Below are 21035 nucleotides of genomic sequence, written 5' to 3' on the forward strand. Positions count from 1 at the left end.
TTTGATCCTGACCCGCTACGCGAAAGTTAATATTTTCTTTAAGCGTCTATTTAGCCTGCCGTTTGCCATTTTGCGTAAAATTTTATCCGTCGGACTTCCGAGCGCGGGCGAAAATTTACTCTGGATGGCGCAGTATATGGTGGCTTTTGGCTTTGTAGCGAGCATGGGCGAGGCCAGCTTAAACGTGCAGACCATCTACTTTCAGATCACGCTTCTTATCCTTCTTTGCGGAGCCAGTATCAGCGTGGCAAACGAAGTCATCGTCGGCCACCTAGTCGGCGCGATGAGATTTGACGAGGCCTACTCGCGCACTTTCCGCGCGCTTCGCATCGGCTTTATCGCGACTCTCGCGGTCGTTTTGGCGGCGTATTTTTGCAAATTTGAGATCATGGAGCGGTTAAATTTGACCGAGGAGCTAAAGGTCGTCATGCTACCGCTTTTTACGCTTTCTATCGTGCTTGAGACGGGACGAACGTTTAACATCGTAATCGTAAATGCTCTGCGCGCGAGCGGGGATGCTAAATTTCCACTGATGACGGGCGCCGTGTTTATGTGGGGCGTGAGCTTGCCGCTAGGATACTATCTAGGCATCGTGCAGGGCATGGGGATCATCGGCGTTTGGATTGGATTTACCGCCGACGAGTGGCTGCGCGGACTCGTAAATACCTGGCGCTGGAGAAGCAGAAAATGGCAATCAAAACGCCTCGTGTAAAAACCGTTTGCGTAAAATGCGGCGAATTTGACGTCGCGCTAAATTTTAAAAAAGGCGTCAAAATAACTAGACTAAAAGTCGCTAAAACCGGCGAGATCTCAGTCTCACTGCCCTTTTACGCCGCGCAAAAATATGCGCTAGAGTTTGTGCAAAAAAACTACGACTGGCTAAAATCGGCTCACGAAAAGACGCTATCAAATTTACCGCGCGAGGACGAGTTTAGACTACTGGGCGAGGTTTATCGCATCAAATTTGAGCCGAATTTAAAGGGCGTAAATTTAAGACGCTTTGCAGGCGATTCAGAGATTTTTAGCGGCTTAAATTTGAGCTCGGACGGGCTAGACCCGCACCTTTACGGCGCTAAATTTGACGGCAAATTTGATGCTAGCGAATTTAACCATCACCTTGATGAGCTTAAATTTAAAAGCTCGGACGAATACAAATTTGACGGAGAAATTTACGCTCCAAATTTGGCGGCACTAGAAAACTACAAAAAAACCTTTGCAAGGCGTGTTTACGGGTATTTTATAGCTAAATTTGCTCCGGCCGTAAACCGCAAAATAAACCGTGTCGTCGTGCGCAAAATGACCACGCGCTGGGGCAGCTGCAACTCGCGCAAAGGCTATATAAATTTAAGTCTAAATTTGATCGAAAAAGCCCCCGAACTAGTCGAATACGTCGTGCTTCACGAGCTAACCCATCTCATCTACCCTCACCATCAAAAAAGCTTCTACGACTTTATCGCAGGGCTCATGCCTGATTTCAAAACGCGAGAACAACGGCTAAACAAAAAATAATTTTAAATATGCTAAAATAGAATATTTTTAATTTAAAGGGAGATAATGAAAAAATTTCTAATGCTAGTTGCCGCGGTTTTTGCTCTGGGCGGCGATTTTGAGGACGGCGTAAAAGCCTACGAGAGCTCTAAATTTGTAACGGCTCGCGAGAAATTTGCGGCTGCCTGCGACGCAAACAACGGTCTAGCCTGCGCAAAACTGGGCGCGCTTTATCAGCTGGGCAAAGATATCCTACCTGACACCAAAAAAGCACTTGAGCTATACGAAAAAGGCTGCGAACTAGGCTCTAAAGAGGCCTGCTCGGGTGCCGGCGGGATATACGTGTCTAGTGACAAAGAAAAGGCGCGTGCACTGCTAAATAAGGGTTGCGAGCTTGGCGACGGCTTTTCATGCGCGACTGCGGGATCGTATCTGCTAGAGGAGAAAAAATTTAAAGAGGCATATGCGCTCTTTGAAAAAGCATGCAAGATAGGCGATAGCCTCGGATGCCAATTTGCAAGCGATCTAAAACGCTCAAAAAGACTTTAATTTTTCTTACTCGGGTTAAATTTGACGGTTAAATTTAACCCAAATTTATCTTTTCTATACACTACTTCCAAAACGAAAGCTTTTAAAATTTAAGAGAGAGTAATCAACAGGCCGAGAAAGCGCAGGCTTAAGCGCCTACGCCAACCCTCTTCTCCGCTTTATTTTGTATCCATTGAAATGCAAATAACGCCGCGTAAAGCGAAACGCCGATCACGTAAGAAATGTATTCGTTCGCGATAAACGGGATATACTTGGCGCACATATTTGGCACCAAGGTTAGCGGCACTACGCACAAAAGTAGTGCGCGCTCGAGCATGCTTACGCGTTTAACAAAATACCCCTGAAGCGCCGAAGAAAAGGCAAACATACCCACTAGCGCCGTACCGAAAATCAGCGCCATCTCGAGCGGATTTGTTATCCACACGATGCCTTTTGCGTCGTTTGGATTGGCGGCGTTTACGCTCTCTATTAAAAGCAACTTGTTGTTAAACACGAACGAAAACGGCAAAATCGTCGTGCGCAGGTCGTAGAAAAAGCCTTGCACGCCCACAGTTACCGGGTTTGCTTTGGCGATACCGGCCGCAGCGTATGCCGCGATACCCACAGGCGGCGTATCGTCTGCCAGGATACCGAAGTAAAAGACGAAAAGATGCACCGCGATGGCCGGTATGAGAAAGCCGTTTTTGTGCGCCAAAAACAAAATCACCGGCGCGACTAGCGAGCTAACGACGATATAGTTCGCCGTCGTCGGCAAGCCCATGCCTAGTATCAGCGACATTATCGCAGTGAGAAAGAGGATGAGCACTATGTTGTTGCCGGCTAAATTTTCCACGACTTCAGAGAGTACTTGACCGACGCCAGTTAGCGAGATCGAGCCCACGATGATGCCGGCTAGACCCGTAGCTATCGCGATCGTAGTCATGCTTTTAGCCGCCGTTACCATCGCCCAAAATATATCCGCAAAGCCAATGATGAAGTCCTCTTTGCCGACGTCCTCGCCGTGAGCCATTTTTTTAACGGGTTCCTGAAAAAGGATAATTAAAAATAGCACGCAAATAGCGTTAAAAGCCGCTGAGATCGGGGATTCGTTTGCGATTAACAATGTATAGAGCAAAACCAAAATCGGGATAAGATAGTGCAGACCGCTCACGAAAATCTTAAGCTTAGATATGCCTGCGCCCTGCTCCATACCTTTTAGCCCGAGCTTACAGCTTTCAAGGTGCACGATGAAAAACAGCGACAAATAGCACACGAATGCCGGAATCACGGCCGCGATCATGACGTTTGTGTAGCTAAGGCCCAAAAACTCGGCGATGATAAAGGCTGCCGCGCCCATGATAGGCGGCATCAGCTGACCGTTTACGCCCGCAGCCACCTCGATAGCGCCTGCCTTGGTGCTAGTTAGCCCCGCCTTTTTCATCAGCGGGATCGTAAATGTGCCCACCGTCACGACGTTTGCCGTGGAGCTGCCGCTCACCATGCCGGTTAGTCCTGACGCGATAACCGAGGCCTTCGCCGGTCCGCCGCGAAATTTGCCCAGCAAAGCAAAGGCTAAATTTATAAAATACTGCCCCGCTCCCGCGCGCTCTAGCAGCGAACCGAACAAGACAAAAAGATAAATGAAACTCACGCTAACGCCAAGCGGCACGCCAAAAACGCCCTCGGTCGTAAGGTACATGTGGCCGGCGAGCTTGTTTAGGCTAGCGCCCTGGTGCGCGATGATGTCGGGCATGTACTGACCAAAATAATCATACGCTAAAAATATCGCCGCGATGATAGGCAGCGCCGGACCGATGATCCTGCGACCCGCCTCAAACAGCACGACCACGGCGACGCAGGACACGGCAATATCAAAGCTCGTGTAGTCTCCCGGGCGCTGCGCTAGAGCGTAAAACTCTATAAGCGGATAGAGCACGGCTAGCGTACCCACAACACAAAGCGCGATATCGTAAAACGGCAGGCTGGAGTGGGCTTTTTTGTGAATTTTAAGCGGATAGAGCAAAAACAGCAAACAGATAGCAAAAGCAAGGTGCGCCGAGCGCGACATCGTCGTGTTCATCGGAAAATATGCGATGTAAAGCTGAAAAACCGACCACGCAAAGCAGATGATGCTCGTAAAATAAATATAAAAGTTCGAGTTTATCTCGCGCGTCTTTACCTCAACGAACTCCTCCTTTTCCTGCGCGGGCTCGGTATTTGTTCGTGTTTCGTTTAGATTTTTATCCATATTTGCTCTTAACCTCTTAAATTTTCTTTTTATAAAATTTGGCGATTTTGCCCATATAAATCGGGGCTTTATTTTTAAATTTGACCGGCTTTTCCCGCGCCTCAAAATTTGCTTACAAATTTAACCTTGCGCCATAAAGATGCAGGTTTTGCAAGCGGCAAAAAAATCAGCCGAAAATTCGCGCATGAGCCAAATCTAAAATTTGACGCTTGATACGGCTAAAGTAAACTCACCGCTCAAAAACAAGCTAACAAAGCGTCAAATTTTAAATCCTCAAAAACTAAAAACAAGCCTTTAAATTTAAAAAGCAAGCCGCGCAGGTCAAATTTAACCCACGCGGCTAAGCTGGTTTATTTTATTATGCCGGCTTTTTTAAACTCAGCCTCAGCAGCCGGGTGCAAAGGTGCAGAAAGCCCCTCTACTAGGCTCTCTTTTGTAACCGCCGCGAGTGCCGGATGCAGGCTCTTATACTCGTCAAAGTTATCCAAAATAGCCTTCACGACCGCAGCCACCGCAGTGTCGCTCATGCCCTTGTCGGTTACTAGTACGGCTTTAACGCCGATGCTGTTTACGTCGTGATCTACGCCCTCATAGGTGCCTTTTGGTATCGTACCTTTGGCAAAATACGGCATCGCAGCTATCATCTTATCCACCTGCTCGCCCTCGATGTTTACGATGTCGATAGGTAGCGAGTTTGCCGCGTCGGTGATGTTGGCCGTCGGGTGACCGACCATGTAGAAGTAGCCGTCGATTTTCTTATCTTTTAGCGCGTGCGGGCACTCGCCAGCAGTGAGTACACCGTGGTGTTTTAGCTTTTTCTCGTCAAAACCAAATGCCTTAAACACGCCAAGCGCAGTCATTTCGTTACCGCTGCCAGGATTACCGACGTTGATCGCTTTGCCCTCGAGGTCGTTTATCGAGCCGATGCCGCTTGATTTTGAGACGACGAACGCGAGAAGCTCAGGATAGATCGAGACGACGGCCCGTAGATTTTGATCGCCATTACCGTCAAATTTGCCCACGCCGTTAAATTTATCATAAACCACGTCGCTTTGGACGAAACCGAAATTTAGCTCTTTTTTTAGCACGTTATTTACGTTGTAGACGGAGCCGCCGGTTGATTGCACCGAGCATTTCATCTGCGGGTCTTTATTTACGAGGCGACATATCGCTCCGCCGACCGGATAATACGTGCCCGTCATCGCTCCCGTACCGATAGATACGAACTCCTTTGCGCCCAGCGCAGACGCGAAAAGCAACCCGGCTAATGCCAAAGATGTAGTTTTCATTTAACTTCCTTTCAAAGAATTTTTCTGATTTTACTCTCAAAATCCGCATTTTGCGTATAAATTTAGCTCTTTTATCAAGCTTTTTTATAAATTTGCGACTATTTTACACACTTTAGCCTTAGAAAAATATTTCTTAAGGTAAAATTTATATATTTTTTACAAGCGAAGCAAAAATTATATTTTTTGTATGGGGATATTTCTAAATTTTACGCACCGAGACTTGCGCCTTTAAGACGCTAAATTTGGATTAGTTAAATTTGAGGGTACAGCTTTGATTTCTTTGTATAGAGCTTTAAATTTTAGCATTTTCAAGGTGCGGGTCTCGGCGACTCAAATTTGAAGCCGAAATTTGTAAATTTGACTTCAAATTTGAATACAAAACGATAAGGCGAAGTATCGTGAGATGATTTTGAAAGTTGTGCAGAAAATTTTAATCAAGACTAGGCATGTAGCCTGTCGTAGATTAAAATTTTCAAATCTCTTTCAAAAGTGCTCACGAGACGAGCCGCTAAATTTATTATTTAAACGCGACAAACGTCGCAAAATTCGCCCACCTAAAAATGCATTCTACGTTTTTAAATCCCGCGCTAAGCGCCAAATTTCTATTTTCCGCTTCGGTGTATGGTATGAGCACGTTTTCTAGCGCCTCGCGTTTTTGCGCGATCTCGTAGCGCGAGTAGCCCTGTTCGAGCTTATATTTTTCGTAGATTTCGATCATATTTTTGCTCAGCGTCTTATCCTCAAAAATAAGCTTCTCGCTAAAAACAAACACGCCGCCGTCATTTAGCGCGCGGTAAATTTTAGCTACGAAATCCTGACGCTTGGGCGGGCGGATAAACTGCAGCGTATAGTTCATCAAAACGGCGTCACGGGCGTCAAATTCGCACTCCAAAATGTCCGCCAGCTCAAGCTCGATCTTAGCGCCGTACGCCTCTATCTTGGCGCGCGCGTTTTGCAACATCGCAGGCGCATTATCCACGCCTTTTAGCGCGAGGTCGTTTCTCTTGCGCCAAAGAGCCAGCAGCGTCGAGGCGGTCGAGCAGCCGAGATCTATCGCGCTAGAGTTTTGCGGTAAAATTTGAGCTAAAAAATCGGCGATCAGCTTTTGCGAAACCGCATAGTACGGCACCGAGCGCCCGATCATATCGTCAAACACCGACGCTACGCTCGCGTCAAATTCAAACTGCTTTTTTATCGGCTCTTTAAAGATTTCGTCTTTCACGGCTCGCTCCTTTGTGCCGCACCATCGCCCACGACGTAAAGATCGCACACGCCGACGAACTCCATCGCCTGCTTGATGTCGATGTAAATTTGACGCTTTAGCTCCTCTAAGCTTGCAAATTTACGGTTATCTCGCAGCCGTTTGATAAAGCAAACCGCGACGTCGCGGGCCTCCGCGATATTTTCGTTTAGTACGTGCGTCTCGACGCTAAAGTTGCCGTCCGTGCTTACTCGGTTGCCGATAAAGGTAACCGAGCCGTAGGTCTTGTAGCCGATACGAGTCCTCGTCGCATAGACGCCCTCGCGCGGCAAAAGGTAGCTTTTGATGTCCAAATTTAGCGTCGGTACGAGCTCACGCGACCCGATGCCCTGCCCCCTTATCACGCGACCTTCGATCGAGTATTCGCGGCCTAGCAAGCGGTTTGCCTTGTAGATCTCGCCTTGTTTGATATACTCGCGTATGGCTGAGCTGTGCACGCCCATACCATCAAAGCAAACCTCGTCTACTACGACCACCTCGCCGTCAAAAATGCGCCGTAAATCATGCTTGTCCCACGCCCTGTTTCGCCCGAAACGAAAATCAAATCCAACGACGATTTTTTGCAGATTTTTAAAATCCCGCTTCAAAAGCGCGATAAACTCATCGCCGCCAAGCCCTTTTATGCTATCAAAATCATACAAAAAACACGGATAGCTCGAGTACTCGGCTCGCTTTAGCTTTGGCGTGATGTTGGCCTTGTTTTTGTCGATCACGACCAGCCCGCCGTACTCGCCCAGCTGCTTTAAAAGCTGCTTGTGGCCGCGATGTACGCCGTCAAAGTGCCCGATCGCGACGGCCGTGATATTATCTTTTGTTAAAAGCGTAGAAAAATTCGGCATTTCCTTCCTTTCCTTTTACCTCGCATTCGAGCGTTTGGCGCATTATCCAGCCCAAATTTGCCGCCGCAAGCTCAAATTTCGCCCTCGCCTCGCGCACGGCTTTTGCGTCCGTTACGACGCCTTTTTTATTTCGCTTGGCCGTCCTGCCGACCTCAAACTGCGGCTTAAAAAGCAGGATAATATCGCAGTTTTCGCCAGCTAGCGCATCGATGGAGGGCAAAATTTCTTTAAGCGAGATAAAGCTCACGTCGCAGGTGATGAGATCAAATTTGCGTGCGAGGTTTTTGGCGGCGCGGGAGTCAAATTTTGCATTTTGGTTTTTTGCTGCGAAATCTGCATCGGTCAAATTTGACTCATCCGTCTTGGCTTCAGCCTGCGTTAAATTTGACGGCGCAAAAGTTGGTTTGCTTGGTTCATTTAAAAGTCCGTCTTGCTCGGCAAAATTTGATTTGCCGGGATTAAAATTTTGCTCCGAGCCGTCAAATTTGCCGACTGCGACCTGGTTTTTAAACCCAGCCGCAAACTCGCGCACGTCGGTATTCTCAGCTACCTTCACGCGCGCATCAGTCCGCAGGCTTTTATCCAGCTGCGAGCTGCCCACGTCTAGTGCGGTAACGCTTTTGGCGCCGTTTTGAAGTAAAATTTGCACGAAACCGCCCGTGCTTGAGCCTACGTCTAGGGCATTTTTGCCTTTGACTTCTAGCGGACAAGCCGCCAAAAAGCTTTTTAGCTTTAGCGCACCGCGTCCGACGTAAATTTCGCCGACGAGCTCGATTTTTGCGCCGCTTGTGTTTAAATTTTGCTCGCCGCTAAAGGCCTTTTTACACGCGGTTTCGACAGCGTCCGTCAAATTTGCCTCGCGTAAATTTTTAGTTTCCGCTACCGCGCTATTTTTTGCGTCGTCGTTTTTACTAGCCTTTAAATTTAGCCCGTCCGAGCCGTCAAATTTATCAAATTCACCCACCTCAAAGCTAGGCTTAGAGCAAATTTTTCCGTTTAGTAAAATCTTGCCGCTTTTTATGAGTTCGGCAGCTTTGTTTCGGCTGATATTTAGGCGGCTTGCGACAAATAAATCAAATCTCAATCATCCGCCTTAGCTCGTCCTCGGTTATCGTAGCGACGCCTAGCTCGCGTGCTTTATCTAGCTTGCTGCCGGCCTCCTCGCCGTAAAGCACGAAGTCCGTTTTCTTACTCACCGAGCCGCTTACTTTAGCACCATTAGCCTCCAAAACCATTTTAAATTCATCCCTGCTTTTGCTAAGCGTGCCCGTTATAACAAACGTTTTGCCGCTTATCGCGCTTTGCTTTGTCTCAAAACTCTGCGCTTGCGGGCTAACGAAACGCAAAATTTCGTCCAAATTTTGCCTGTTTACCTGCATAAACTCGGCATAGCTCTCCGCCATCGCCTCGCCGAAGCCTTCGATCGCGGCCACCTCGCCAAAGCTCAGCTCGCGCCAGTTTTGCGGGTAAATTTGCGCTATCTTTTTGGCAGCTACCTCGCCGATATGCTCGATACCCAGGCTCGCTATAAAGCTATGCAGTGCGGGCGTACGGCTAGCCTCGATGGCGCCGAGCAGATTTGCGATCTTTTTATCTTTAAAGCCCTCCAGCCGCGCCAAATCCTGCGCCGTAAGCTCGTAAATGTCGGCGATCTTGGCGACCAAACCCGCTTCAAAAAGCTGATTTACGATCGCATCGCCAAGTCCGTCGATATTTAGACACTTTTTGCTCGCAAAATGTATGAGCGAATTTATCACGCGCGCCTTGCACTCGAGGTTTTGACACTTGACGAAAACGCCCTCGTCTAGCAGCATCGACCCGCATACCGGACACTCGCGCGGCCTCTCTATCGGAGTCTGCGAGCCGTCTCTGCGCTGCTTGAAGACGCCCGTGATCTTTGGTATCACGTCACCCGAGCGGATAATGCTGATAAAATCGCCCTTTTGCACGCCTAGACGCTCGATCTCGTCAAAGTTATGCAGCGTGGCGGACTTTACGATCGCGCCGTCGATATTTACGGGCTCAAGCACGCCCACAGGAGTCACGACGCCGCTGCGTCCAACCTGAAACGCCACGTCAAGCAGCCGCGTGGTTTTTTCGATCGCGGGGAATTTATACGCTACCATAAATTTTGGAAATTTCTCTGTGTAGCCAAGCTCCTCGCTAGCTGCGATACTCTGCACGCGCACCACGAGGCCGTCCATCATAAAAGGCTTGCTATCGCGCTGTGCTACAAGCTCTTTATACGCATCCTCGATCTGCTCTGCAGTGCGACAAATTTTAAAAAACTCCTCTCGCTCAAAGCCCTGCGAATAGATAAAATCCATCATCTGCGAGTAGGTTTCAAGGCCCAAATTTTGCTCGCCGTAGCCCCAAGGCTTAAACCTCAGCCTGCGCGACGCCGTCACGGCGCTATCTAGCTGGCGCAGACTACCCGCGGCCGCATTTCTAGGATTTGATAGCTGAGGCTCGCCCTTTTGCGCGCGGGCGAAATTTATCTCGTCAAAGTCGTTTTTAGCGATTACGACTTCGCCGCGGATCTCGATCCTGCCGTTATAAGAGATTTGTAGCGGGATATTTTTGATGACTTTTGCGTTGCTTGTTACGTCCTCGCCCGTTATGCCGTCGCCGCGCGTGATAGCTCGCACGAGAGCGCCGTTTTCGTAGAGTAAATTTAAGCTAGCACCGTCAAATTTAGGCTGAAGCGCAAACTCCAGCCCCTCTTTGTCGCCGCGCTTTAGCCATGCTAGCAGCTCGTCAAAACTAAAAATATCCTCCATCGACCACATGCGCGCGCCGTGGCGAGCTTTTACAAAGCCCTCGCTAACCTCGCCGCCGACTCGCTTCGTCGGGCTAAACATCGAGATTTCACCAGGATTTGCCCTCTCAAATTCTAGCACTTTATGATAAAGCTCGTCGTACTCCTCGTCGGTGGCTATGGGCGCGTCGTCAGTGTAGTAGGCTTTTGCCCACGCATTTAGCGTATCTATGGCCTCTAAATACTCTTTTTTATCCATTTTTCCTCGTTAAATTTGCTTTACTTACCACGCCGCGAGTTTTCTCATCGCGTTTTCCAGCCTAAACATCTGCGCATGCTCGGCCACGTCGTGCGTACGGATTATCTGCGCGCCGTTTCTAAAGGCCTCAAGATGCAGATAGAGGCTGCCCGGCAAGCGGTCTTTTATCTCGCTAGGACTATAAAAATTTATAACCGATTTTCTGCTTGCGCCCGCTAAGATCGGCAAACCGAAGCGTAAAAAATGCTCTAAATTTTTTATCAAAATCATATTTTGCTCTGCCGTCTTGCCAAAGCCGATACCCACGTCTAGCACGATATCGCGGCATCCAAGATCCTGCGCCGCGGCGATCTTAGTCTCGAAAAACTCGTCTATCTCGCCCAGCAAGTCATCGTAATGCGGATTATCCTGCATATTTTCGGGGCTGTTTTGCATGTGCATGAGGCAGTAGGTAGCGCCGTACCGCGCTGCTAGAGCGCAGAGGCTAACATCGCCCGTGATATCGTTTATCATCTTAAAGCCGTGATTTAGCGCGTACTCTAGGCAGTATGGATCAAAGCTATCGAGGCTAAATATCGCCTTTTCGTGCAAATTTAAGCGGTAAATTTCGGCGAGTATCTTTTCCAGCCTGGCAAACTCGATCTCGCGTCCGACGTATTTGCTGCCGGGACGCGAGCTAACTGCGCCCACGTCGATATACTCCGCACCCTGCTCGATCATCGCTTCGATTTTTTCGATACCGCTTTTTTCGTTCACGCGGCTTGCGGCGTTAAAGCTATCTTCATTTACGTTTACGACGCCCATTATCTGCGCACGCTGCGGTTTTTTAAACGGAGATTTTAAAAATTTAGCCAAATTTTTTAGCCCGAAATCCTGAGCGGACTCTTTTTTGGCAAGCGCCTGCACCTGCGCATCGGTCGCCATCAAAAGCGCGGCCGAGTTTGCGCCGTTTAAAATCACGTCGCGATTAGTTACGAGCTCCGCGCCCACGCTTAGCGCGTCTTGTTTTAGGATGTTTGCGGCCGGCGCGCGTAAATCTTTAATCAAAAAAAAGTTGATCGCCGACTTTTTTTTCATCAAATTTCGCCCCTCGTCGCTAGGACGGATAATCTCGCAAATCTCGTTAAAGTCGGTCTGCGGATTGATTTTAAAAATTTTCATCTAAGCCCTTTTTCGTAAATCATAAGAAGTATCGGCGTAAGAAGCGCGTGAGTTTTGGTATTTAGCTCGGCTAGGCGCACAGCTTTGAAAAAATACTCAAGCTCTTCGGCGCTAAATTTGACCCCCTGCGCCGTAGCCTCGAGAGCTATGGCGGCGATTAGCTCTTTTAGGTTGTTTTTGCCAAGCTTCTCGGAGCGCTCAAGAGCCGATTTTTCATCGATAAAGGCGCAAATTTCTTTTAGCTCAAGACGTTTGTAATCTAGTCCCGTTTTTTCTCGCTGCTTTTTTTCGAGCCTATTTTCGGTAACCAGGCGCGAGCGAACGGTCGGCAGGAGCATATTTTTCGACTCGCAGGCTATGATAAAAAAGATATTTTTAGGCGGCTCTTCGATGATTTTTAGTAGAGAGTTTTGAGCCTCGACGCGGAAATTTTTAGCGCCTAAAACCAGTAGTTTCGGCTCGCTCTCGGCGATATATGCCTCGGCGGCGACCTCTTTTGCGTTTTCTAGCAAAAAGTCCTCGGCGAAAAAAAATCTAACCGAATTTACGCCGTAAAGCCCTAAAATTTCCTCTTTTAAGGCTTCAAAATCGCTCGTGATTACGATTTTGCTTCGCATAGACTAAAGCGTTACTTTCGCAAATAAAGCAGCGTCTATGCTCTTATCAAAGAGTCTAAACAGCGACAAAAGCTTGATATCTAGCGCGCCGTCGGAGGAGCTTAGATAAAAGCTATTTTGCGCCTGCTCGTCAAAAAGCCACATGTAGCTATCGTCCTTGCCTTTGGCGATCTGCGAGCTTTTGTCCGCGCTTTTGCCGACGTAAAAAAACACGTAACCGTTTGGAAAAGCAAGGCTAAGCATGTCTAAAAGCAGCGAGACTTCCTCTTTTGAGCCGATATTTTCAAAAGAGGGATAAAGCGCCTTTAGCGAAAAAAAAGGCAACACCGGGCGAGCGTTCGTGGGTTTGTTTATATTTTTTAAAAAATACTCCTCAAACCAGCCGCGCTCGCTATCGGTTATCAAAATAAACGCGCGCCCTTCGAGTAAAAATTTAAGCTTCGAGGCGAGCAGAGGCGTCCACTCGGTGCGCCTCTCCTCCATCCAGCTCATCAGCGAGCCCTCCTCACGGATCGCCTCGAGCGTCCATTTTATAAAATCGCTCATTTATCGAGTTTATAAGCTTCGTGTAACGCGCGAACGGCCAGCTCGCCGTATTTTTGATCGACGATCATCGAAATTTTTATCTCGCTCGTGGATATCATTTGGATGTTTATACCCTCGTTGGCTAGCGTTTGGAAGGCTAGCGAAGCAACTCCGGTGTGGCTTTTCATACCAACGCCCACGACTGAGACCTTGACTATCTCGTCGTTGTATAAAATTTCCCTAGACGCGCTTAGCTTATCCATGCACTCTTTTGCGACGTGAAGCTCGTTTTGCGGTACGGTAAAGCCCAGATTCGTAGTGCCGTCTTGGCCTACGTTTTGGATTATCATATCCACGTTTATGTTTTTTTCTGCAAGCGCGGTGAAAATCTCAGCCGCGATGCCCGGCTTATCTACCACTCCTCTTAAAGTTACTCTAGCTTGGTTTTTATCTAGCGCGATACCGCTTACTAGCACTGCTTCCATACTCTCTTCCTTTGTTATTAGTGTTCCTTCGTTGTGATTAAAGCTGCTTCTGGTGACTAAATTTACGTTTAGCTTTTTAGCTAGCTCGACTGAGCGGTTTTGCAGCACCTTTGCGCCTAGGCTAGCAAGCTCTAGCATCTCGTCGTAGCTGATCTTATCTAGCTTTTTAGCCTTTGGCTCGATGCGAGGATCGGTGGTATAAACTCCGTCTACGTCGGTATAAATCTCGCAAAGATCCGCATCTAGAGCGCCTGCTATCGCTACTGCGCTAAGATCGCTACCGCCTCGTCCCAGAGTCGTCGCGTCGCCCTTTTCGTCTATACCCTGAAAGCCCGCTACGACGATGATCTTGCCCGCCTTTAGCTCCTCTTTCATACGCTTAGTATCTATCGCCTCGATCCTAGCCTTAGTATGCACGCTATCGGTGATGATGCCAGCTAGCCTACCGCTTAGACCAACTGCGGGGTAGCCTAAATTTATCAGCGCTATCGTTAAAAGCGCGCAGGTAACGCGCTCGCCGGAGCTAAGCAGCATATCCATCGCCACGCCGTCGGGAGCCTTCGTATAATGCTCGGCGTACTCCACCAGCTGATTAGTCACGCCGCTCATCGCCGAGACTACGACTACGACGTCCGCGCCGCTTTTTTTAGTTTCTATGACTCTCGCGGCGACGTTTTCTATCCTCTCAAGCGTCCCAACGCTCGTGCCGCCGTATTTTTGGACGATTAACATTAAATAAATCCTTTCTCTTTAAAGTAGCCAATAACCTTACCGTAGATCGGCTTTTTGAAGTGGTTTACGTCGCTCAAAACCTCGCTTGAGTTTATAAATCTATATTCGTCAAATTCGGGCTTTTTGGTGTTTATATTTATCTTCGCGCTAGGTCTTAGCCGCACCAAAAAATACTTTTGCGTCTGCCCGTCAAAGTTATAAAATTTCCTACTGCTCGTACCCTCCGGGAAGTCGTAGCTAAGCCACTGCGGATACTCGCTAAGCACGTCCACGTCATCCGTACCTATCTCCTCTTTGAGCTCTCTTTTTAGAGCCTCGCGCGGCGTCTCGCCGTCGTCTATACCGCCCTGTGGGAACTGCCAGATACCAGTCATATCGCACCTTTGCGCGATAAATATCCTGCAATCAAACGGATAAGAGGGCGCAAGTATGACCGCCGCGACGTTTGGTCTATATTTCTTTTCCATCTTTTTTTCCGAGAATTTTTAATTGTCGATTTTAACGAAAAATAGTTAAGATATAGCTAAATATCGCTAGCTTAGCGGAAAAATTTGACGCTTATACTTAAAATTTTTATTTAAATATTTTACTTTTACGGCGTGACAAAATTTGCGAGTTTTTCTTCATTTTCCATCAAATTTGACCGCTTAGTTCGTCAAATTTGAGCCCTTTATTTTAGCTCTAGTATCGCCCTCACCTCTTCGTCTGTAAACAGGCTCGCGCTTTCGTGCTTTTTACGCTCAGACGCGGCTTTTGGCTCAGTACGAGGCGGCAAATTTTGAGCAGACTCATTAAAATCAAATAGCGCAGCCTGTGCAGATGTGTCCAAAGCGGCCGTTTTTAGGGCTTCATTACAAGCGGATATTTTACTAGACGGTGCCGTTTGCGCAGCTCCGTCAAAAACAGGAGTTTCGCGCGGAGCGGCGGTTTGCGCGCTTTGGCTAGTTGGCGCAGTTTTGGTTATTTCGCTTAAAGCGCTGGTTTGCAAAATCGCCTTTTCTTGCAGGCTGCCCTCTTGACGCGGCGCAGCATCCCGCCTATCTTGCAAATTTTGCTCCCATACGGAAGCTGTTTTTTGCTCGCTCTTAGCCATCAAATTTGGCACAAATTTAGAGTCGTCAATCGCGTGGCGCGCATTTTCAAATTTAACGTTTTCATCAAATTTGACCACCGCACTCTCGCCGCGCGCATCAATTTTATCGTCCTGCAAAAACAAAGATCCGTCAGGTAAAAGCTCGTCCCGCTCGTACTGGCGTGCAAAGAGCTCGCTTACGTTGATAGCCTCAGAGTTATTACCGCTTTCTCTGCTCGGCGCCTCCTTGACGCTCTCGCCAAGCTCCTCGATGCCTGTTATACGAAGGCTTGGCATCACGGCCTTAAAGCTTTGCAAAATCGGCAAAAAAGAGCCGTCAAATTCATCTAAAATCACTCGCATATTTAGCCTTTTTCAGTTTTTTGGAGCGATTTTATCAAATTTATCTTTTGAGCCGTTTTAAGCTCATCCAAAAACCGCTTATAACGAAAAACAAAACCGATGCCGAAGCTAAACAAAATATAAATTTACCAACCTCGCCCAAAAAATATCCCGAATGCAAGCTCAAAACCGCTTTATGAATCGCAAAAGGCCTAGGCATCGAGCTTTTAGCGTCGTCAAACCTCGCGTGCCTGATGATTTGCCCCTTGGTGGCGTTTATCGTCATCGTATTTACCTTATCGTCCTCTTCCAACCCTTTGTCAAAGTAAAATATCATAAAATTTTCGCCGTCTTCTTGCGTGATGACGTTAAAAAGCTCGTAATCCTCTCTATCTCGTTTAAAAATATCTATCGCGGCCTCTAAATTGGCTATCTTAGCCTCGCCCTCCAGCGAAAAACCCCTCACTTGCGTAAAGCTCTTTTTTCTAAAAATTTCTTTTTCGCCAAGCGCGTTATTTACGAGCTTTGCCGCCCAGTCGTACGACCAGTAAAGTCCCGTAACGCTCATAAAAGCCAAAAATAAACAAAGATAAACGCCGACAAATCCGTGTAGGCTGTATAAAAACGCATAGCCTTTGGCCTTGATTTTTAAAGTAAACGCGCGCATAAATTTAGTTTTAAAACTAGGATAATAAATTATCAATCCAGATATAACCAAGACCACCAAAGCGATAGAACAAATCGCGACGATATGCTTGCCTATAAGCCGTAGCGTCTCGTTTTTGCTAAGCCCAAGGCCTAAGTTAGTATGTAAATTTAACATTAGTCCGATAAATTTATCGCCGAAATTTTCGCCCATTATCTCGCCCGTGTATTGATTTACGAAATACGACTTAAACTCACCTTTAGCATTCGTGCCGGATATGCCTAGAGCGTGATTTGCGTTCGAGTTTATCTTGTAGTAGCTAAGCGTAAAATTTGGTTCCATAGCTTTAAAAATATCTAAAATTTCTCTCGCGCTAAGCTCTTTTCCGCCTCGCTCGACGAAGGTTTTTTGCGAGTTTGCAAGGTCTATAATCTCGTCGTGATAGGATATGACCGCGCCACTAAGAGCGACGATAAGCAGCGGCAAAACACAGGCTAGGCTTAAAACCAAATGGACGTTAAACCAAAATTTCTTTTTCTTTAAAAACGGCATCTTTCTCCTTAAATTTAAACTCGAATTTTAAAAACCGGTAGTGGGGCGGCGATCGCTACGCACCGCCCCCGCTTAAATACGGCCAAATTTAAAAATTTACGTTAAATCCGAGCCTATATTTAATCCCGTCGGCGATCAAAATTTCATAGCGTCCGGATTTTGTCGTTACGTATTCGTTAAAGATATTATAAACGCTAAAATTTACGCTCGCATTTTTAGTTATCTTGTAGCTTGCGCCAGCGTCAAATAGCGTATAATCCTTTATCTCCTCGTCTCCCGGCGATCCGTAAACGGCTCTGGTTTTGCCTAGATAGTTCATCTGCGTCCAAAAATTTAGATCAGGCGTCATATCGTAGTCAAGCCCTATTTTTACGGTATGTACGGGTAGATTGTTTAGAGATTTGCCCTCGTACGCGCCCGATTTTTGCTTTGATCTAGTGTAAACGTAGCTTGAGTGCAGGGCTAAATTTGATAGTATCTGCCAGTCTGAGGCTAGTTCAATGCCTTTTACTTCGGCTTTGCCGATATTTACGCTCTCCCAGATGCCGCGCCTATAGGTCTTGCCATTATGCACGCAAGGAACGCCCGGGCGCGCGACGCAAACGGGCTTCGTGCCTAGACCGTCTTTTATGCTCGTATAAAACGCCATCGCCGAGACGTTAAGGCTCTCGTTCCCGTACGCGACGCCCGCCTCGTAGTTTAGGCTGGATTCGGGTTTTAGGTCGCTTTTGCCCAGCTGTGCTCCCATGCCGCCGGCAAAAGGCAGGGCAAGCCCGTCGGTTCGCATCTTGATATCAGGCGTCGAGTAGCCTGCCGATACGCCGCCTTTTAGCGATAAATTTTCGCTTAGATGATATACGGCATATCCGCGCGGCGATACGTGTCCGCCGTAGTCTTTGTCGTGATTATACCTTAGACCGGCAGTTAGCGTGAGCGCGTCGGTTACGTCAAAATCGTCCTCGCCGTAGAGCGAAAAATCATATCTCTTTACGTTTGCGGCGTCGGCCGTCGTTGCCTTTTCGTTTAGCCTTTCTCTTCTGTATTCAGCTCCCAGGCTTAGCGTGTTGTTATCAAAAAAATACGTTCCCTTAGTATTTAGCGTCGTCGTTTTTAGCGTGAGGTCTTGCTGACCGCTTTCTTTCATATGATCGTGGGTTAAAAAGCTTTCAAGCAGCAGCTTGTCGTATTTACCCGTATGCGAGAGCGAGGCGGTATATCCGCTCATCTTTTCAAACGCGACGCTCGTATTATCGCCAGTAGCCCTTCTTAGCGTCTTGCCCTCGGTGCGCTCGTATTTATTTACTACGCGGCGCAGATCCAGCGCTATTTCGTCATTTTCGGTGGCGTTATACATGATTTTCGCGCCGAAATTTACGTCCTCGTTTTTGCGGTTCGTAAAGGCTCGCTCGTCTTCAAATTTGTGAAAATACCGCCCGTAAAGCGCAATGCCTAGCACATCTGGGATCACTGCGCCGTTTGCGTAAAAGCCGGTTTGGTAGTCGTCATTTATCCCGCTTTTGCCCGCAAGCGTGTAGTAGCCGTTTACGTTACCGCTAAATTCGTTTGAAAAGCCCTTGGTGATGATGTTTATGACGCCTCCCATCGCATCCGAGCCGTATAGCGAGCTCATCGGCCCTCGCACGATTTCGATACGCTCGATCGTGTTTGCCGGCGGGAGAAAATTTTGAGCACTACCGACCGCGCGAAGCCCTCTATACGCGCTATCGCTAGTTGCAGGGCGGCCGTCTATTAAAATTTTAGTGTATTTTTGACCAAGGCCTCTCATCGTGATACCGCGCCTGCTAGCCGCTCCCAGCGTCGCGCCGAAAACGCCCGGAGCGTCTTTTACGACGCTTTCTATATCTTGATGGTTGCGCCTGGCTATCTCTTTTTGCGAGATTACCGAGACTGAGGCAGGCGCGTCCTTGATATTTTGTTCAAAACCCGTCGCGCTAGTTACGGTAACTTCGTTTAGTTTTACTTCATCGGCCGCCTGCGCGCAAGATAGTGCTAGGCAAGCTAGCATAGAAATTTTAGGCATACTTTTCACCTTTAGACTCCTTATTTAAATTTAAACCCTATTTTACTATAATCAGATAATTATTATCAATACTTAGGCAAACGGTAGAGGGATTTTTATCAACGCTAAAAGGATAAAAGCAAATGAAAGTCGAATTTAAAGATATTTTACGAGCAAACGAACAAGAAATCGCGCAAAATTCGGTGCGCTACGGACAAAGCGCGTGGCAAGAGCAAGATAGAAAATGCAAGGTCGAGTTTTTTAAAGGCGCAAGCGGCGCAAGCTACTGCAGGAGCGAAATAATCTGCAACAAAAGCGTAAAAAGACGGCTTGAAAGGAGCGCTGGCTACTGCTTTTTGCTCTTTAACGACGCAAGAGCGGACGCTGGGCTTAAGGCGGGTAAAAAAACTTTTTGTTTAAAGGCCGGAGAGTTTTGGATGGGGCGCGTAGATAGCGGATTCGAGGGCGTTTGCGAGCATCAAAGTAGCAGCTACGCCGGGCGATGCATCGTGCTAAAAAACGAGCTGGCCCGCGAGCTAGCGGCATTTAAAAATCTAGGCGAAGAAAACGAAATCTGCATCCAAACGGCTAAGATAAATTTAGCCCAAAACCTGATTTTGCGGGAGCTTTTAGCCGCGAGCGAGTTTGAGGGTAAGATGCGTGAAATCTTTATGGAAGCTAAAATTTTAGAGCTAATCTACAAAAGCTTAGGCGCGCCCAAAACGCCCGAAGCCGATGAAAAAAAGCGCGATTTTAGCGACGAATACGTAAAAATTTTAAACAAAGCAAGGCAAATTTTACTAAGCGACGTCCAAAACCCGCCCAGCATAAAAGAGCTAGCCAGAGCGTGCGCGACGAATGAATTTAAGCTAAAAACGGGCTTTAAAAGCTACTTTGGCGATACGATCTACGGACTGCTAGCAAGCGAGCGACTAAACGCGGCAAAAAAACTTTTAGAGCGCGGAGACGTCTGCGTAAGCGAAGCCGCAACAATCGTCGGATACGCCAGTGCTCCGCACTTTGCAAAGATTTTTAGAGAAAAATTCGGCGTTTTGCCGACGCAAATTTTAAAACAAAAGAAATTTTACACGTAAATTTAACGCTCTTGCGGAGCTTTGTAAACGTATCGGCGCAATTTTTAAATTTAACACGCGGTAAAAACGGCGGTAAATTTTAAAATTTAAAAGCGCCAAATAGCTTACCGGAGTCGGTTTTACGCCTAAACCCGGCCTAAATTTACAGCAAACAGACTGCCAAACGGTGCAAAAGCCAAAATATCAAACGCTGCACGATAAAGCCGCAAAATCTGCTAAAATACGGCAAAAACAAAGGTCAAAATGCTTCTTTACGTCCACATCCCGTTTTGCGAGAGCAAATGCCCATACTGCGCCTTTGGCTCGGTGGTGGGCAAACGAAATTTAACGAGCGCGTATTTTGACGCGATGATTGCGGATTTTAGGGAGCAAATTTTAAAATTTGACGTAAAAAACGGCGAGATCGAGACGGTTTTTATCGGCGGAGGGACGCCTAGCGCCGTGGACGGGGGCTACTACGAGCGACTATTTGAGGCGGTCGCGCCATATCTAGCAAAAGACGCCGAGATCACGGCGGAGGCAAATCCAAACTCGGCGAGCCTAGCGTGGCTCTCGCAGATGAAATCATACGGCGTAAATCGCGTTAGCTTTGGCGCTCAAAGCTTTTTTGAGGATAAGCTGAAATTTCTCGGGCGTATCCACGATGCGAGGCAGATCTACGAAGCAGTCGCAAACGCTAAAACCGCGGGGCTAGAAAACATAAACGTCGATCTCATCTACGGCACGAAGCTAGACACCAAAAAACGACTTGAGCAAGAGGTGCAAAATATCCGAAATTTAGGCGTTTCGCACGTATCGGCGTATTCGCTAACGCTTGAGGAAAATACGCCCTTTGCCGGCAAAATAAACTACGCAAAAGATAGTCCGAGACTGGCGAAATTTATGATAGACCGCATCGAGGAGGCCGGGCTAAAACAGTACGAAATCTCAAATTTCGGTCAAATTTGCAAACACAATCTTGGCTACTGGCAGGGCAAAAACTACCTTGCCATCGGCGCTTACGCGGTCGGATTTTGGCAAGATCATCGTTTTTATAACGCTTCAATTTTAAACGCCTACGTAAAAAATCCGCACGCTAAGAAAATCGAAAATTTAAGCGCGGACGAGCTAAATTTAGAG

Annotated in this window: 19 protein-coding genes and 1 pseudogene; 5 read left to right on the forward strand and 15 right to left on the reverse strand. The window is 47.5% G+C overall.

Annotated features, from left to right (window positions below; translation table 11 throughout):
- The 3 genes from Q0546_RS03020 to Q0546_RS03030 all read left to right on the forward strand — a co-directional run.
- On the forward strand, nucleotides 1–712 hold a 712-nt coding region (locus Q0546_RS03020), incomplete at its 5' end, for an MATE family efflux transporter (protein ID WP_298790415.1).
- On the forward strand, nucleotides 688–1509 hold the full coding sequence (locus Q0546_RS03025; RefSeq protein ID WP_298790417.1) for a SprT family zinc-dependent metalloprotease: 822 nt from the start codon (nucleotides 688–690) through the stop codon (nucleotides 1507–1509). The genes Q0546_RS03020 and Q0546_RS03025, both read left to right, overlap by 25 nt.
- 45 nt (nucleotides 1510–1554) lie before the next feature.
- Entirely contained in the window at nucleotides 1555–2037 is a 483-nt protein-coding gene (locus tag Q0546_RS03030) for a tetratricopeptide repeat protein (RefSeq protein ID WP_298790419.1), read from the forward strand.
- A 127-nt stretch (nucleotides 2038–2164) separates the two neighbouring features.
- Here the strand turns inward: Q0546_RS03030 and Q0546_RS03035 are convergent, their stop codons facing one another.
- From Q0546_RS03035 to Q0546_RS03100, 15 genes and pseudogenes are all read right to left on the reverse strand, one after another.
- The gene (locus Q0546_RS03035) at nucleotides 2165–4264 is read right to left on the reverse strand and encodes a TRAP transporter permease (protein ID WP_298790421.1); all 2100 of its coding nucleotides are present in this window, start codon (nucleotides 4262–4264) and stop codon (nucleotides 2165–2167) included.
- 350 nt (nucleotides 4265–4614) lie between these two features.
- A complete protein-coding gene (locus Q0546_RS03040; RefSeq protein WP_298790423.1) occupies nucleotides 4615–5553 on the reverse strand; it encodes a TAXI family TRAP transporter solute-binding subunit in 939 nt (312 codons plus the stop codon).
- A gap of 517 nt (nucleotides 5554–6070) precedes the next feature.
- Nucleotides 6071–6775, reverse strand: a complete 705-nt coding sequence (gene cmoA / locus Q0546_RS03045; RefSeq protein WP_298790425.1) for a carboxy-S-adenosyl-L-methionine synthase CmoA — start codon at nucleotides 6773–6775, stop codon at nucleotides 6071–6073.
- Nucleotides 6772–7653 (reverse strand): bifunctional riboflavin kinase/FAD synthetase, encoded by an 882-nt coding sequence (locus Q0546_RS03050; RefSeq protein WP_298790427.1) that lies wholly within the window; start codon nucleotides 7651–7653, stop codon nucleotides 6772–6774. Before Q0546_RS03050 ends, cmoA begins: the two co-directional genes overlap by 4 nt.
- On the reverse strand, nucleotides 7619–8617 hold the full coding sequence (locus Q0546_RS03055; RefSeq protein WP_314787279.1) for an SAM-dependent methyltransferase: 999 nt from the start codon (nucleotides 8615–8617) through the stop codon (nucleotides 7619–7621). Before Q0546_RS03055 ends, Q0546_RS03050 begins: the two co-directional genes overlap by 35 nt.
- Nucleotides 8615–8737: pseudogene (locus Q0546_RS11950) on the reverse strand (S4 domain-containing protein); the annotation flags it as partial. The gene Q0546_RS03055 and the pseudogene Q0546_RS11950, both read right to left, overlap by 3 nt.
- On the reverse strand, nucleotides 8727–10670 hold the full coding sequence (gene ligA, locus Q0546_RS03060) for an NAD-dependent DNA ligase LigA (RefSeq protein WP_298790431.1): 1944 nt from the start codon (nucleotides 10668–10670) through the stop codon (nucleotides 8727–8729). The gene ligA and the pseudogene Q0546_RS11950, both read right to left, overlap by 11 nt.
- Before the next feature lie 24 nt (nucleotides 10671–10694).
- On the reverse strand, nucleotides 10695–11831 hold the full coding sequence (gene folP, locus Q0546_RS03065) for a dihydropteroate synthase (RefSeq protein WP_298790433.1): 1137 nt from the start codon (nucleotides 11829–11831) through the stop codon (nucleotides 10695–10697).
- On the reverse strand, nucleotides 11828–12448 hold the full coding sequence (locus Q0546_RS03070) for a DNA polymerase III subunit delta' (protein WP_298790435.1): 621 nt from the start codon (nucleotides 12446–12448) through the stop codon (nucleotides 11828–11830). The genes folP and Q0546_RS03070 overlap by 4 nt, the downstream gene beginning before the upstream one ends.
- Before the next feature lie 3 nt (nucleotides 12449–12451).
- Nucleotides 12452–12994, reverse strand: a complete 543-nt coding sequence (locus tag Q0546_RS03075) for a HobA family DNA replication regulator (protein ID WP_297966370.1) — start codon at nucleotides 12992–12994, stop codon at nucleotides 12452–12454.
- A complete protein-coding gene (locus Q0546_RS03080) occupies nucleotides 12991–14190 on the reverse strand; it encodes an aspartate kinase (RefSeq protein WP_298790437.1) in 1200 nt (399 codons plus the stop codon). Before Q0546_RS03080 ends, Q0546_RS03075 begins: the two co-directional genes overlap by 4 nt.
- Nucleotides 14190–14657 (reverse strand): RNA pyrophosphohydrolase, encoded by a 468-nt coding sequence (locus tag Q0546_RS03085; protein WP_298790439.1) that lies wholly within the window; start codon nucleotides 14655–14657, stop codon nucleotides 14190–14192. Before Q0546_RS03085 ends, Q0546_RS03080 begins: the two co-directional genes overlap by 1 nt.
- A gap of 203 nt (nucleotides 14658–14860) precedes the next feature.
- Nucleotides 14861–15625 carry a hypothetical protein gene (locus tag Q0546_RS03090; protein ID WP_298790441.1) on the reverse strand — a complete coding sequence of 255 codons (765 nt, stop codon included), beginning with the start codon at nucleotides 15623–15625 and terminating at the stop codon, nucleotides 14861–14863.
- Between the two features lie 40 nt (nucleotides 15626–15665).
- On the reverse strand, nucleotides 15666–16802 hold the full coding sequence (locus Q0546_RS03095) for a PepSY-associated TM helix domain-containing protein (RefSeq protein WP_298790443.1): 1137 nt from the start codon (nucleotides 16800–16802) through the stop codon (nucleotides 15666–15668).
- An 88-nt stretch (nucleotides 16803–16890) separates the two neighbouring features.
- A complete protein-coding gene (locus Q0546_RS03100) occupies nucleotides 16891–18852 on the reverse strand; it encodes a TonB-dependent receptor (protein ID WP_366519248.1) in 1962 nt (653 codons plus the stop codon).
- Between the two features lie 113 nt (nucleotides 18853–18965).
- On the opposite strand from Q0546_RS03100, the gene Q0546_RS03105 reads away from it, so the two are divergent.
- Complete coding sequence (locus Q0546_RS03105; protein WP_298790447.1) at nucleotides 18966–19916, forward strand: AraC family transcriptional regulator; 951 nt, start codon at nucleotides 18966–18968, stop codon at nucleotides 19914–19916.
- Between the two features lie 243 nt (nucleotides 19917–20159).
- Nucleotides 20160–21035 (forward strand): radical SAM family heme chaperone HemW (gene hemW, locus Q0546_RS03110; protein WP_298790449.1); only part of this gene is annotated, 876 nt, incomplete at its 3' end.

The sequence above is a fragment of the uncultured Campylobacter sp. genome (assembly GCF_937997465.1).
Taxonomy (GTDB): Bacteria; Campylobacterota; Campylobacteria; order Campylobacterales; family Campylobacteraceae; genus Campylobacter_A.

Coding starts and splice junctions, on each gene's coding strand:
- Q0546_RS03025 (WP_298790417.1), top strand. CDS start 688: ATGGCAATCAAAACGCCTCGTGTAAAAACCGTTTGCGTAAAATGCGGC.
- Q0546_RS03030 (WP_298790419.1), top strand. CDS start 1,555: ATGAAAAAATTTCTAATGCTAGTTGCCGCGGTTTTTGCTCTGGGCGGC.
- Q0546_RS03035 (WP_298790421.1), bottom strand. CDS start 4,264: ATGGATAAAAATCTAAACGAAACACGAACAAATACCGAGCCCGCGCAG.
- Q0546_RS03040 (WP_298790423.1), bottom strand. CDS start 5,553: ATGAAAACTACATCTTTGGCATTAGCCGGGTTGCTTTTCGCGTCTGCG.
- Q0546_RS03050 (WP_298790427.1), bottom strand. CDS start 7,653: ATGCCGAATTTTTCTACGCTTTTAACAAAAGATAATATCACGGCCGTC.
- ligA (WP_298790431.1), bottom strand. CDS start 10,670: ATGGATAAAAAAGAGTATTTAGAGGCCATAGATACGCTAAATGCGTGG.
- folP (WP_298790433.1), bottom strand. CDS start 11,831: ATGAAAATTTTTAAAATCAATCCGCAGACCGACTTTAACGAGATTTGC.
- Q0546_RS03070 (WP_298790435.1), bottom strand. CDS start 12,448: ATGCGAAGCAAAATCGTAATCACGAGCGATTTTGAAGCCTTAAAAGAG.
- Q0546_RS03075 (WP_297966370.1), bottom strand. CDS start 12,994: ATGAGCGATTTTATAAAATGGACGCTCGAGGCGATCCGTGAGGAGGGC.
- Q0546_RS03080 (WP_298790437.1), bottom strand. CDS start 14,190: ATGTTAATCGTCCAAAAATACGGCGGCACGAGCGTTGGGACGCTTGAG.
- Q0546_RS03085 (WP_298790439.1), bottom strand. CDS start 14,657: ATGGAAAAGAAATATAGACCAAACGTCGCGGCGGTCATACTTGCGCCC.
- Q0546_RS03090 (WP_298790441.1), bottom strand. CDS start 15,625: ATGCGAGTGATTTTAGATGAATTTGACGGCTCTTTTTTGCCGATTTTG.
- Q0546_RS03095 (WP_298790443.1), bottom strand. CDS start 16,802: ATGCCGTTTTTAAAGAAAAAGAAATTTTGGTTTAACGTCCATTTGGTT.
- Q0546_RS03105 (WP_298790447.1), top strand. CDS start 18,966: ATGAAAGTCGAATTTAAAGATATTTTACGAGCAAACGAACAAGAAATC.